This window comes from Cyclobacterium xiamenense, assembly GCF_042140265.1.
GTDB lineage: Bacteria > Bacteroidota > Bacteroidia > Cytophagales > Cyclobacteriaceae > Cyclobacterium > Cyclobacterium xiamenense_A.
On record NZ_CP159481.1, the window covers coordinates 2,265,758 to 2,279,351 of the forward strand.

The following is a 13,594-nucleotide window of genomic DNA, read 5'->3' on the forward strand; positions in this document are numbered from 1 at the left end:
TGCCGCAACGGAGGTTTGCCGGCGGCGCGGGTTTTACCCCTCCTGGGGACCGGTGCGAAGCTTTCCGTGAAAGGCAGGAAAGTGGAGGACCGACGGGGCAGCCCTGAATGTACAACTGCCTTTGATTCCCGGGGAAGCAGGTCTACCGGTTTTTTGGCGTTTTTTTTTGGCCAGGGCAATCACTTCCTTCGGCTGCGCCGCTTTGTCCTGGAAGGAAATCCCTATCGTACGGCATACCCCGTATCCGGGTAACCTGGATTTTTGTTGCGACGGGTATCCGGGTTTCCGATACCTGCCGTACCACCGTACCCTGCTGGCACGGTTGCCAACTACTTACTAGTTGCGGTCAGTTGGGTTTCGTAGCTTTCCACCTTGAAATTGCGGTAGACAAATTGCCGGGTAGCCATGTGGCGCAAGCCGATGCGACCTTTTTGAATGCGTTTGGGGGCAATGCCCTCGGCGATGGCATCGGTGTTCCAGGTATGATCGATCATGCAGCGGCCACTGTCTTTTTCAACCAAACGGAGCCGTAGGGAGCCGGCTCGCTTTTCTACACGCACCAGGTAGGCTTTTCCGGGAAGAATTTCGCCGTAGTCGACCATGGGTTCGATCAGGCCCCTGCCGGGATACCAGTTCAGCTCCTCGTCCCGCCAGGGGTAGCGCCTGTTGCGGAGGTTTTCGCGAAAACTCAGGCTGAGCAAGTCCATGTAGGTAAAGTAAATGCTCATGTCGGGAACCTCCCGAAGGTGATTCCAGGTGGAGATATCTTTCAGATAGGGTGCGGTTCCGATGCCCTGCGCCTGAATGTACAACAGGGTGGTACCGTAGTCGCTTTCGTCGATGCGGCGCATCTCGTAACTGATGGTAAGATCGCCTTCAAACTCCTTTTTGGTCCAGAGTACCGCGTGGTGGGCATGGTAGGCCAGGGAATCTTCTTCTTTGGTCACGGTCCCTCCGGAGAAAAACAAACCCTCCTCCGATGAGCGCAGGCGGGCATGTTTTCCGTCCAAAAACCAATTTTCCTGCCAGTCTCCCGTCATCGGGTCTTCAAAAAGAACCCGGGGCTCCGTTTCCGGTGCATCGTCAAGTACACGCATAGCCTGCTGCCGCCCGATACGATCGATAAGCTGCTGCACAAAGAGGCTTTGGGGGCTAACGGGCCCGTCCGGACTTTCGATATAGCCGCTGCCCATCAATGCGTATCCATAGAATTTCCCCTGCTGATGCGTGTCCCAGTAGCCGGAACGGGTGTTGGCGTACCGGACGCCATTGGCATCGAAGCCCTCTTTCTTATCTCCGGTGTAGCCAATGGCGAAGTTGTTTTCTCCAACGGTTTCGGGATCGAAAACGACGATACTGGGTGCATCGCTGTTCCAAATCACCGTGTTGGCGGCCGACCATCCGTGCCCGGTGCCGGAATCCCCGCGATTGATCGCCGCAATGCTTCCGTCTTTGCTGGTAATGTTGTCGTACAGAAAGCCCGTACCCCATCGATGATGGGGCTCGGATTGCTGGCCCCGGACCGCGGTGGACTGTACAAAGGCGAAGGGTCCCATGGTCCGGGCACCTCCCGCAAAATCATGGCGGGCATCTTCTGAATAACACTTGTATACCAGGTGGCCGGTTCCGCCGCCCATCACAAAGGCGTACCGGAATCCACCCCGATTCGGACCGACGGGTTCCAGGTAGGCGCAATCGCGAACGGTCACCTGTTGCGAGCCTTTTCCCAGGGCAACTGCCGCAAATTGCAGGTGTTTGACCCGAACGTTCCGAACCCAGCTGTCCCGGGCATTGCTGATGGACACGGCCGTTCTGAAATTCATAAAATTTGCCGATTTGCCGGTATCTTCCACCCGGGTGTCGTAATTGGATACGATCATCAGGGACTCCACTCCGCAGTGGGTGGCCAGCGAACCCAGATCCGCCGGGAATACCTCTCCGCCGCCATGTTCTTTTGCGATAGATTGAGGCAGCATGACCCGAAGGCGAAGGGTGTTGCCCAGCACGGCTTCGATTTGCCGCAGGTGCATAAATTGGAAGGACTCCGGCTTCCAGGGTTTTTTCTTGGCTCCTTCTGCTCCACCGCGAATGTGACGCAGCCGTTCCCCCATGCCAAGTTCGTCTATCCATTGTTGATTGACGGTTTTCCGGACGTATACAAAGTCACCCGCTGCAAAGGAGCTGGCGTCCGTTACGGACAGCTCGTAGCTGCCGGATGGTACATAGTCGTCCGTGATGCGAACGGCATTTTCCGGAAACTGCTTGATTTTTCCTTCACCGATCGCAATGGCGTTTCCGCCTCCCTGCTCCGTACGAAAGATCAGTCGGGTACCGTTTTCCGAGGAGCCTTCCCCGCGAAGGACCACACCGGAGGGGACCTGCAGGCTTGCATGTATGTAGTAGGTACCGGCGCTCAACAGGACGGCGCCTTTTATGCCCAGGCTATCGGGCTTAAGGTTTCCGACGGCCTGCAGGGCGTCTTGAATTTCTGCCCAACTATCGGGTCCTTTGGGATAGGCCATGGAGCCGTCCGGAAGGATCTCTCCCTGGGAAGGGCGGATGGTCTTCCGGATCGGGACCAGGGGAATGGGAACATTGCTTTGTCGGTACCCGGTTTGGGACCAATCGAGTAGCCGGTCACCCCGATCGCTGTAAGGCCGGTAAACAAGTTTTCCGTCCGGGCCCGGAGCCACCAGGGGCTGCAGCGGACTGGGTTCGAACGCATGGGTGGGTACCGTTGCAGGCGCCGGGCTTACCCAAGACCGGGGAAGGTCGGTCTGCTGCCGGGAGGCCGTATCTGCCGGACACCGCGAACAAAGGGCAAGTCCCCGGGCTCGCGCCGCTGCCAGCGTCATGGGTTGCATGGACGCTTGTGCAGCACTTCCAAGTCGCTGAAACCGGATGCAATCCACTACATGCACCCGATTTCCTCCGTTGTGGTACACGGTGGTATCGTCTCCGGTTTGTGCCAGGCTGGATTGGAGGCCTCCGAGGGCCAGCAGTAGTCCAAGGGCGGCAATGAGAAAGAGAGGGGCCTGGGAATAAGAGGTGCTTCGCATGGAATGAAAATCTGTTTTGTCCGTTTGATTGAAAACGAAGGTACTATTTGTGGCCCAATGTACAGGTGTAGTGGATAATATCCTGGGTTTTTTCGTTAAAAATACGTTCGATGCGTGAAAAAACGGCGGAGTTCCCAACAGGATCCGATGCAAAGGGCCGGGATTGGGATAGGGTAGGCTCTAGGGTAGGAACTACTATTTCATCCTATCGGGTAAAAAATGGGTAGGGGACTTTTGTATCCTTGGGACAACGACTGTTTTGTTGTATCTTGGACGGGTACCAACGACTGCATCGTGCTTACCCGACTATTGTTTTTGTTCTGCCTGCTTTCCACCACCGCCTACACCCAGGTCTTGCAGCCACATTTTGACAAAGAGGAGTACGTGGAATTGCTGAAAATCAATAAAAAGACCCACCTTCCCCTGGAAAAGTGGGCGACGGACAGCCTGGTCACCATGCCCGAGAAGTATGCATTTAGCTATCGATCACCCGAACTGGCCTTTGACAATCGCTGGGATCTGTGGTTTCACAAAACACAGCCGATCGCGGTGCTATCCGTTCGGGGGAGCATTGCAACGGAGGCCAGTTGGTTGGCTAATTTTTATGCGGCGATGATCCCGGCAAAAGGGGAAATCGAATGGGGAAAAACAACGAAATTTCCTTACGCGCTCGCGGAAAGTCCCAAGGCCGCCGTACACGTGGGCTGGCTGCTGGCCATGGCCCATCTAACGGAAACGATTGAATCAAAAATCGATTCCAGTTACCAGGCCGGAGTGAAGGATTTTATCCTTACCGGCCACAGCCAGGGTGGAGGCATCACGTACCTGCTGACTGCATACCTGCGTACCCTGCAAAAGAACAACCGCCTCCCGGCAGACATTCAATTCAAAACCTATTGCAGCGCGGGTCCCAAACCCGGTAACCTGTTTTTTGCCTACGAATACGAAAAAATGACGGACGGTGGTTGGGCCTTTAATGTGGTAAATACCGCCGATTGGGTGCCGGATGTACCGTTTTCTCTGCAGACAATTAATGATTTTACCGAAGTAAATCCCTTTAGCCAGGCCGATCAGGTTGTAAAAAAACAGAAATTCCCAAAAAACCTGGTGCTGAAACATTTGTATAACAAATTGAGCAAACCCAGTCTGAAAGCCCAGAAAAACTACCAAAAGTATTTGGGGGAGAAGGTTTCGGTGGCAGTAAAAAAGCAGCTTCCGGACATTCAACTGCCGGAATACTACGAAAGCAACCATTACGTGCGAACGGGACGAACAATTGTTTTGGTACCCGATCAAGCGTATTGGGATCGGTATCCGAATACCCCTTCTAGCACCGAGGTTTGGACCCATCACCTGATTGTTCCGTATTTATTTTTAGCCAGTCGGCTGTAGCGGTAGGCAGCTACGGAAACTTGCGCCTACCGGCGCTCGCCCCCGGGGGTATCGGGAAAATCCAGCGGTTTTTGGGTGGCGTGCCGGGCGACGGCTCTCATCTAGCAGGGGTGGTGCCGCCGCGCTTCTCCCCTGAGGTAGGGGTAATTTTTTTGACGAAACTTCTCGTAAATTTTCGGAAATCCCGTTACATTCGGGAAATTCGCAGCGACCTGGATCAATTGTCCGGCCCCGGATGAAAAAGAATAGAAACGTATACCATGAAGCATGTATGCTACTTGTTGCTGCTCCTTGCAGCGGTTTCCTGTACGACCAGCAGACCAATGGGATCGGGCAGTCAGGGACTACCGACCTATACCCCCGAGCCGAGCATTACCCAGTCGTTATTTGACGATGCTTCCTCGACGATTTCGGAAGAAAACATCCGTAGAATTCTTGACGGGAGTTTTTCCCTGCCAAAAAACCTGCGGGTTGCACTGGTAAAGCTCGAACCAGGTTCCGGCCGGAGCACTTACTATTGGAACAGCGAAGAATACCTCAAATCCCAACAGGCGTATGTGGACTCCCTGAGCGCTGCATTTCTTCGATCGGACCGGGTAACCCGGGTCGCTCAATTGCCTGAATTGTTGGTCTCGGATCGCCCTACCTTTACCAGTATTCGGGAGGCTGCCGTCCGCACACAATCCGATCTCGTGGTAGTCTATACCATTACCAGCGACCTGTATGCCAATTATAAACTGTTTTCAAAATCGGATATCAAAGCTTTTGCCACCACGCAACTCGTCGTGCTGGATGTACGGACCGGGCTGATCCCGTTTACCACCATCGTCACCAAAGAGTTCCAGTCGAAACGACTGGAAGCGGAACTGAACGACAGCGAAGCGGCAAATCGAATAAAAAATCAGGCCGTACTAGTAACGATTCAGGAAATCGGGGAAAGCATTGGCAAGTTGCTAGCTAGCGACTAAATTGCCTGCAAGCTGGCCCTGGGAAAGCCTTTCGCCGGATCGCTCCCGAAGGGAGGCGAGGAACGCGGCCGGAACGCTTCGCCTGGGGGTTTTTGTGTAAAAAAAAGCCCCCGCTAGTAATTTATTTTCACCACCAACCCATCGAATAAATGGATCGACACCCCACCATCGACCTGGTTGTTTTTGATATGGCCGGAACCACCGTAAACGAAAACAATGTCGTCTACAAATCCCTCCAACAGGCAATTAACAAACTGGGCCACCGCTACTCGCTGGAACAGGTGCTGTTGCACGGAGGAGGGAAAGAAAAGCTACAGGCGGTGCGCGATATCATGAAGGATGCCTACCCGACGGCAGCGGATTTGGAAGCAAATGCCCGGATTGCCTTTGCCGATTTTCTGCAGCTACTCAAAGAGGCCTATGCGGTGCTGGAGGTTTCCACCTACCCCGGAACCGAGGAATTGTTCGCGTTTTTGCGAGCGAATGGCGTGAAGGTAGCCTTGAATACCGGCTACAACGAACAGACGGCTCGCTCCCTTTTAGAAAAACTACACTGGCAGGAGGGAGAGACCTTCGATGTCCTGGTCACTGCAGACGACGTGGAAAACAGTCGGCCCGCTCCGGACATGATCCTGGTAGCCATGGAGCGCTGTGGCATTTCTGAGGCATCCAAGGTAGCCAAAGTAGGCGATTCCATGGTGGATATTGCCGAAGGAAAGGCCGCCGGATGCGGATTGAGGCTCGGGGTCACCACCGGAGCGCAGACGGCGGCGCAGCTTCGCCGAGGCCTCACCGGATGCTGTGATCGACTCATTACTTGAGCTGAAAGCCATTCTGGGTTTCGTCCCAAAAGCCTGAGGAAATACACGTTAGACTGTCGAAACGGGCGCAGCCCTGGGAATAACCGGGCACACTACCCAAAGGCCCTTCGCAGCCGTAGCCGGCAGACCCGTGCCGCCTGTTCCGGAAGTTTTTTTCAGCACCTAGCGGAGAAAAGTCAACCGTATCCGGTAATGCTCCATGGTGTCCGCAGGGATTTGCGTTCGATTTTCCGGCAGCGGCAGCTTTTCCCGTTTGGAAAGCGCTATTCCTTCAAAAACCGCAGCCGATCTACCATGCTGCTGTTTTCCAATTTGAATACATACATTCCGGTATTCAGGTGATGGAGGTTCAGCAGCAGTATGGTTTCCGCGGTGGGCAACACATGGGTTTCCAGAACCTGTCCGTCCACGGATAAAATGGACAGCTGGCTGGGTTCTGGAAAAGGGCGCTTTGTCCGAAGGCTGACCCAACCCCTGGAGGGATTGGGCTGCAGGGAAAAGTGGCTATTGACCTCAAAGGTTACCGCATTGGTTTGCAACAAAGCCCCGTCCTTTCCGTGCAGCATGGCTGCCGTGGTGTAGCTACCCGGAGGAAGGTGTTCCAGATAGGTCTGCCAGGTCCCCTCACCGCTGGCTTCCCAGATTGGGGATGCATCTGCCGGCTGCATGGCTTGGGTCAATTCGATGCTTTCTACGTTCTCCAGGGGAGTTCCGGTTTTCAGCGTAAGCTTGATTTTTCCTGCATCCTCTTCGGAAAGCAGTTGCACTTCCTGGCCGACCCGGAGGGTAGCTTCGGAAGAGGGTGACAGGGAAACCAGCAGGGGCTTGGAGGAAAGGGGCAGCTGAAGGGCCCCGTTTTCGTAGGCAACGGTGACGGCTTCCCCCGGGGATCCAATCCGGAAAGGTACCGGGCATCCTGTGCCGGGAGCGCATGCGGGAAAGGTGTGTTAATGGCCAGGGTATCGTCTCCGGTTACCGGCCTCCAGGCGACCAAATGGCTGTCTTCTCCGGCTTCGTTGCGGAGCAGGTAGATGTAGGCGTCCTCGTCTTCCTTCAGCACCTCCTGAAAGCGCAGGTTTGCCAGATTGTTCTGAACCGCCTCGGCAGCCACAAAAGACCGTTTTTCCTGAAAATTGAAATTGCGCGAGTCGGTAAGGCCGGAGCGGTCGTAGTTTCGTTCGGAATCGTTGCTTTCCAGGTCCACGTTGGCGTAGAAGTACCAATGGGCCCGATCCACTCCCATTCGGCTGAGCCAGAGCAGTCCTCGTACGGCATAAACTGCCTGGGAAATGGCCGATACGGCTTCGCTATTGGAAGCGGTTTCGTTGGCGCTGGATGCGTCCCAGCCCCATTCCGTAACATGCACTTCTTTTCCCGGTAAATTATGGTCCCGGAATCGCAGCCCTGCAAAGAGCGCCCGCATTTCGGAGGCGGGGTGCTCGGGATGCACGGCCAGCCGGACGCCCTGTTCGTTTCGGATGTAACTGTACAGGTGCAGGTTGATGCCATCCAGGTAGGGAGCGGCGTCCTCGGACAGTTTGTAGCCCATGTAATTTTTGCTAATGCCCGAATTCCCGGCCTCGGGGTTGGAGGCTTGCAAGGCTGCAGGCAGTACGATCAGGTCCGGATCAGCGGATTTCATGCCCTTTGCCATGCCTTCCAAAATGCGGCGATAGGTGGTATCGCTGTAATCCCAGGGTTCGTTGCCGATCTCTGCCGAGCGAATCAGGTTGAGATTGCCTGGCCCAAAAGTCCCGGCAAAGGCTTGTCCCAGGGCTTCGGCAGACTCGTAAGGGCGATCCCAATCGGATTCCCGGAAGCGGTCAAACGTATAGGTGGCGTCCACCGTAAATCCTTTTCTTTTCCAATCCGAATATTCTTGTTCCCACTGCGTCCATTTCAGGTGTACCTGCAGGTTATCCGGGTCGTAGCTGGGAATCTGGTCCGGGTCGGGTGTATCCCAGTGAATGTTGTGGTAATTTCGTGCCTGAGAAGCAGCCCGGATAAATTTCTGGGCTCCCTCGTCGGGTCCCTGGAGGTTGGGTACCTTTTTGGTTCCCCAGGCCCAGACGGTGTTCAGGCCAAAAAGCTCCCCAAAACTGCGATCCTGCGGCCTGGCTGCAGGGGCCGGTCCGTACACGCCGTATTCGTCGTAAACCGTGATTTCCTGAATGGAAGCTTTTTTGTAATTCTCATCGGCCAGCGTCACTTCCACACGCACGTAGCGCGCCGGTACCGGCCGGGGCAACTGAATGGTTTGGAAATCCAGCAGATTTGGATCCAGATCGGTCACGGCCACCAGACTGTCCAGGGAATTCCCCAGCAAAAGCCGGGCGGCGCGTGCCGTGCCGCGACCGTTCCAATGCCGGGACCGGATCCAGGACACGGGTTTGGTCTCGCCCAGGTCCAGGGTCAGATATTCCGTGAGTGGCTCGCTGTAGGCGGCGATCTCCTGAATACGAAAGGCTGCCGGCGAGCTTAGAAAAATCTCAACCACCTGATCCGATTCGATGATAAAGCGCTGGTGGCCGCTACTGCCCACTGCATAGGTACGGGAGATTTCAGAGCCGTCCGAACGGCTGAGGCGTATGCTTACCGTCTCGGTAAAATTGCTTGCAAGGCGTAGGCCCAGGCGATGGATCGGCATTGCGGGAAGGACAAGCCGATACCAGGCGAGGCTTTCCCCTTCGGCCGGCTGTATGTCCGGGGTGCTGTTTCCCAGCGAGCCATCCGTGGCTCGGTCCACGGGCACACCGTTTGAAGCCTCCCCGTTTCTGCCGAGCAATCGGTTTTGTCGGGGGTTGGAAACGTACCCGTCGGGTAGGGGATTACTCGATACCCAGGCCGTGGAAAAGTCATTGTCCAGTACCCGCTCCGCTTGATTTTGCTCACCGGGAGCGGTGGAGCTTGGAAGTACCCCTGCTTCGGAGGAGAGGGAAGGGTACAGCCCTGCATGAGGGTCCCAGGTACGGGAAGGCGGTGGCTCGGGTGCGGGCTCGCTATAAACTTCCAGTTCGAAGACCGATACTTTTTTGTAGTTTTCAGGCACCAGGGTATGCGCAATCCGGATGTAACGGGCTTTTATGGCCTGCGGCAATTCGGTGATGATCATGGAAAGTTCAGCGGGGTTGAGGCTGGCTACCTGTACCAGACTGTCGGGGTGCGTGCCCAGCAATAACGCCGTAGCCGATGCATTGCCCCAGCCCGCCCAATGCTTGCTGTGGATCTCTTTGATCCATTCCGCCTGTTCGAGTTCGATGGTGAGGTATTCAACCGCGGATTGGTCCAGGGCTGCCAGTTCGTAGATGAAAAAGGGCGCGGTGCTGGACAGGCTGATTTTGACCGTATTCTCGATGTTTGGTGTCAGGCGGATGGTCGCGTTGTTTTGCTGGGGGGTGTACAAAAAGGTGGTCAGGGCTCCCGCTTCATCCCAGATTTCCACTACAACATCCGCTTGCAGACCGCCGAGCCGAAGGCCAAGCAGGTGCAGCATTTTTGGCTCGGAAAAGAGAAATTCCGCCCCCGCCCAACCATTGACCAAGGGAATCTGGGGGCTGTAGGTACCCAGTTTTCCATCGGTGGCGCGGCTGAGGTCGGTGCCTGCCGGACTGCTGAGGGGCAGTCCCAGCAGGATATTTTGTTCCTGATTGCTGAAATATCCGTTTGGAAAGGGATTGGCGGATAGCCAGGAGGTATTGAGGTCACCGTCCAGTACGTTTTGGGCGGGGAAATTGGCGGCAGAGGAACTGGCAGTGGCGGTGCCAGTCACCTGGGTAAGTTTGGGCTCTCCGGATAAGGCAATGGAAGCCGTTGCCCAAACTAGCAAAGGGCAAAGCAGTAGGTAAATACGGTACATGCAGATGGGTTGGTTGGATTGTGCATGAAAGATAGGGATAATTGCGGGAAAAAGAAGGAAAACGGAATAAAAAATCATAAAAAAGCATTTGAAACACATAAAAATGGACTTTAGAATAATATCGACATCGGCGAGCTATCCGAAGGGAGAGGGTATTTGGGTTCGTTTTTGTGGGCCGGAAGGCTGCTGTCTGGACGCTGGGCTTGCCGGGTATTGGCTGCTGGTTTTTTTTGGATAGGTGCGGCAGGGTGAAGACCGGTTGAATGCCCCCGGCTGCCAGCTACCTGGTTGAAGGCAATGGCTTGGAAATACCCGTAAACCGCCGCAGGTAATTGTCGGTTACACGTTGGAAGTGGTGGTAATGAAAGAAGCACATGCCAACGTTGCGAGCCGTTGTATGGGCCGGACACAGCCCTAAAAAAGCTCGAAGCGCGTGCATCTGCCTTTGAAAAATTAACGATGCCGAAAGAAAACGGGGACTTAGTTATCGATGCCAATGAACCGGTTACCAGGAAATACCAACTGCTGATCGGGTCTCTGATTACCGATTTGGGCTTTCCGGAAAAATCAACCGCTTTCCTGGAGACGACGGAAGACTTGTCCTACCTGTCGAACGCTTTCGATACTTGCACGGAAATACGTCCATTCGACAGATAGTGGGCGCTTACTTCTGGCCCTCGGAAATTTCCGGAAGCACTGCCTGGTAGCGAATCCCTGCATCGAATGCCCTTGCGCGTTGCAATGACCGCTGACTACAGTCATTGCTTTTTTTTGGAGTAGTTGTAAATGTTCCGTAAATTTTGTTTTATGCGGCTGATTACACCGGTACCTCCATGAAACACCCAACCATTTCTGCTGTCGCAGCCCTGCTGCTGTTTTTAATGTCCTGTACGGAACAGGCGAATCGGCCAAATATCCTATTGATCGTTACGGACCAGCAGAGTGAATCCATGATGAGTAGTTCGGGTAATCCCTACCTGCGTACACCGGCCATGGATTACATTGCTGAAAACGGCATCCGCTTTACCCGCGCCTATGTCACCAATCCGGTATGTTCCCCTTCCCGGGTCAGTATGTTGACGGGAAGATTCCCCGGCTTTTTTACCGATTCCAGCGGGCAGTTGGTGCGCAACAACGCGGGAGCCATGAATATTCCCGATTCCCTTCCAGAGGCCTTTCGGGCCAATTTACCCGACTACCTGCAGCAAGCGGGCTATGAGTTGGTGTACGGAGGCAAAAAACACCTGCCTTCTTTCCTGGAGCCCGAAGTGCTTGGCTTTCAGGTTTTGACCAACGATGCGCGGGGAGAACTGGCGCAAAAGGCTGCCGATCGTATCCGGGAGGACCGGGAAAAACCCTTTTTTATGGTGGTTTCCCTAATCAATCCGCACGATATTTGTTTCATGGCCATTCGGGACTTCGCCGACTCCAGCTACCGGCAGCAATTGGAGCGAAATTTTGCAACGGAATTGGCCTTGCTGGACAAAGCCCTGGAATTGCCGGCAGGCGTCAGCCGGGAGGAGTTTTTTGAGAACTACTGTCCGCCCCTGCCAGCCAATTTTGAGCCCCAGGAAGACGAAGCAAAAGCCATTGAACTGTTTCTCAATCGGGATCCCCGCTCGTTTCGGGCCGGGGCCCGACGGGACTACAGCGAGGAACAGTGGCGCATGCACCGTTGGGCGTATGCCCGGCTGACCGAAATGGTCGATACTCATGTACAGGTCCTGCTGGATGCGCTGATCGAAAGCGGAAAAGAGAAAAATACGCTGGTGATCTTTACCAGCGACCACGGTGACAACGACGGCTCGCACCGACTGGAACACAAGAATGTGCTTTACGAGGAATCGGTAAAGGTACCCTTAACGGCCATGTGGAAAGGACGGATCCCTCCCGGACAGGTTAGCCGGCAACTGGTTTCGGTGGGCCTGGACCTCCTGCCCACCTTATCGGCATATGCCGGCCTGTCCGCCGGTACGGATCCCCGGGGTAGGAGCCTGCAACCGTTATTTGAGGGGCGCCCGGTGGCGTGGAGACAAAGCCTGGGCATCGAAGGAGAAATAAGCCGTGCGGTGATTCAGGCAGACGGAATGAAATACATTCGCTACGACGCGGCAGGGTTTGAGGAGCGGCTCATGGACCTGGAGACGGATCCCTATGAAACCACCCATGTCACGGAAGACCCGGACTACCGCGATGCCTTGCAGGGAATTCGGAAAGAATTTGAGGAATTCTGGTTTCCAGGCCTGTAAAACAGTTTGGCCGCCAAGTTAGGTTTCCAATTGCCTCCCCTTTGCAGCAACCATTTACCTAGCCGCGGGAGACACCGGTATCAATTAAGGGCTGGTCGGGAAGCAGCCGGTTTAGCACCCGTTCAAAGACGGGAATGGTCCAGGCAAAAAACGCTACCCCAAGTAGGTTAAACAGCAGGTGTCCGTTGGCAATTGTACGTTCGATCGGTGCATCCATACTGAGGATTTTTACCAGGTTTACAAACGGGAGGAAAAACAGCAAACCCAGCAGTAGGCTCATTAGGTTGAAGGTGACATGAAATAATCCTGTCTTTAGGGCCGCAGCATTTCCCCGAATGGTTGCGATCAGGGTATCGCTGCAGGTACCCAATTCCGCTCCCAGCATAATGGCCAATCCCCCGGTCATACTTAGCAGTTCCTGTTTGGCCAGAACAATCGCCATGCCCACGGTAGCCGATGAGGATTGGACAAGCAGGGTAACCAGCGCCCCCGTAAGGCTGCCGCGAAGTGGATTTTCCGTTTTTTTCATCCAGTCAAAAAAGAATGCTTCTTCCTTGAGCGGAGCCACCGCTGTTTCCATGGTGAGCAGGCCGAAAAACAACAGGCCAAAGAAAAAAATGATTTTGCCGCTGTTACGGACTTGTTCCGATTTGGACAGAAAAAGTAGAAGAAACCCAATCAGTAACAGCAGCGGGGAGTACTTACCCACATCCAATGCGATTAGTTGACTGCTGACGGTGGTTCCGATATTTGCACCTAGTACCAGGCCCATTGCATGCCTGAAAGGTAGAACCTTTGCGTTCACTAACACAATGGCGATGATGATAACCGCCGACGAGGATCCCAAAAGTGCTGTTATTCCGGTACCGACCAGAATACCACTGAAAATGGTGGAGGTGTACCGTCGAATCAAGTACGCTGACTTGTCCCCCAGGCTTCGTTGAATGGTTCTGGACAAACTCCCCACGGCAAACAGGAACAAGACCAGACCAGCGACCAAGGATAATAGAATAGCAACCATTTGAAGTGAACAATGCGGACTGTAAAAATAAGGAATGGTTGATCCTTTATGCCGCCGGCAGTATTATCAAACGATGAAGTTTTCTTGATAGTGGGGCTTTTTGAGAACAGACCCGGATACGTCCTATCGTAAACCGAGGTCGATTGCCCGGCTTGGCAACGAGTCCTGGCTGGCAGAAAATCCGGTTTTGCGACGATTAATTCCCTGTGGCATGGTATTTAACCAAAA

9 protein-coding genes are annotated in these 13,594 nt (G+C 54.4%); 5 read left to right on the forward strand and 4 right to left on the reverse strand.

Features of this window, described 5'->3' with window-relative positions:
• Nucleotides 1-329: 329 nt before the first annotated feature.
• The gene (locus ABWH99_RS09715; RefSeq protein WP_375586080.1) at nucleotides 330-3,059 is read right to left on the reverse strand and encodes a hypothetical protein; all 2,730 of its coding nucleotides are present in this window, start codon (nucleotides 3,057-3,059) and stop codon (nucleotides 330-332) included.
• A gap of 219 nt (nucleotides 3,060-3,278) precedes the next feature.
• Between ABWH99_RS09715 and ABWH99_RS09720 the strand changes: the two genes are divergently transcribed.
• From ABWH99_RS09720 to ABWH99_RS09730, 3 genes are all read left to right on the forward strand, one after another.
• Nucleotides 3,279-4,451: a lipase family protein gene (locus tag ABWH99_RS09720; RefSeq protein WP_375586081.1), complete on the forward strand. Its 1,173-nt coding sequence runs from the start codon at nucleotides 3,279-3,281 to the stop codon at nucleotides 4,449-4,451.
• Nucleotides 4,452-4,711: 260 nt separating this feature from the next.
• A complete protein-coding gene (locus ABWH99_RS09725; RefSeq protein WP_375586082.1) occupies nucleotides 4,712-5,419 on the forward strand; it encodes a hypothetical protein in 708 nt (235 codons plus the stop codon).
• A gap of 149 nt (nucleotides 5,420-5,568) precedes the next feature.
• The gene (locus tag ABWH99_RS09730; protein ID WP_375586083.1) at nucleotides 5,569-6,240 is read left to right on the forward strand and encodes a phosphonatase-like hydrolase; all 672 of its coding nucleotides are present in this window, start codon (nucleotides 5,569-5,571) and stop codon (nucleotides 6,238-6,240) included.
• Between the two features lie 263 nt (nucleotides 6,241-6,503).
• On the opposite strand, the gene ABWH99_RS09735 is transcribed toward ABWH99_RS09730, so the two are convergent.
• Both ABWH99_RS09735 and ABWH99_RS09740 read right to left on the reverse strand, forming a co-directional pair.
• Nucleotides 6,504-7,007, reverse strand: coding sequence for a T9SS type A sorting domain-containing protein (locus ABWH99_RS09735; RefSeq protein ID WP_375586084.1), 504 nt, complete (start codon nucleotides 7,005-7,007; stop codon nucleotides 6,504-6,506).
• Entirely contained in the window at nucleotides 6,959-10,174 is a 3,216-nt protein-coding gene (locus ABWH99_RS09740) for a discoidin domain-containing protein (RefSeq protein ID WP_375586085.1), read from the reverse strand. The genes ABWH99_RS09735 and ABWH99_RS09740 overlap by 49 nt, the downstream gene beginning before the upstream one ends.
• 381 nt (nucleotides 10,175-10,555) lie before the next feature.
• Between ABWH99_RS09740 and ABWH99_RS09745 the strand changes: the two genes are divergently transcribed.
• Nucleotides 10,556-10,753 (forward strand): hypothetical protein, encoded by a 198-nt coding sequence (locus ABWH99_RS09745; protein ID WP_375586086.1) that lies wholly within the window; start codon nucleotides 10,556-10,558, stop codon nucleotides 10,751-10,753.
• Between the two features lie 176 nt (nucleotides 10,754-10,929).
• Entirely contained in the window at nucleotides 10,930-12,345 is a 1,416-nt protein-coding gene (locus ABWH99_RS09750; RefSeq protein WP_375586087.1) for a sulfatase, read from the forward strand.
• Nucleotides 12,346-12,403: 58 nt separating this feature from the next.
• Here the strand turns inward: ABWH99_RS09750 and ABWH99_RS09755 are convergent, their stop codons facing one another.
• Nucleotides 12,404-13,366 carry a Na/Pi cotransporter family protein gene (locus ABWH99_RS09755; RefSeq protein ID WP_375586088.1) on the reverse strand — a complete coding sequence of 321 codons (963 nt, stop codon included), beginning with the start codon at nucleotides 13,364-13,366 and terminating at the stop codon, nucleotides 12,404-12,406.
• Nucleotides 13,367-13,594 lie beyond the last annotated feature (228 nt).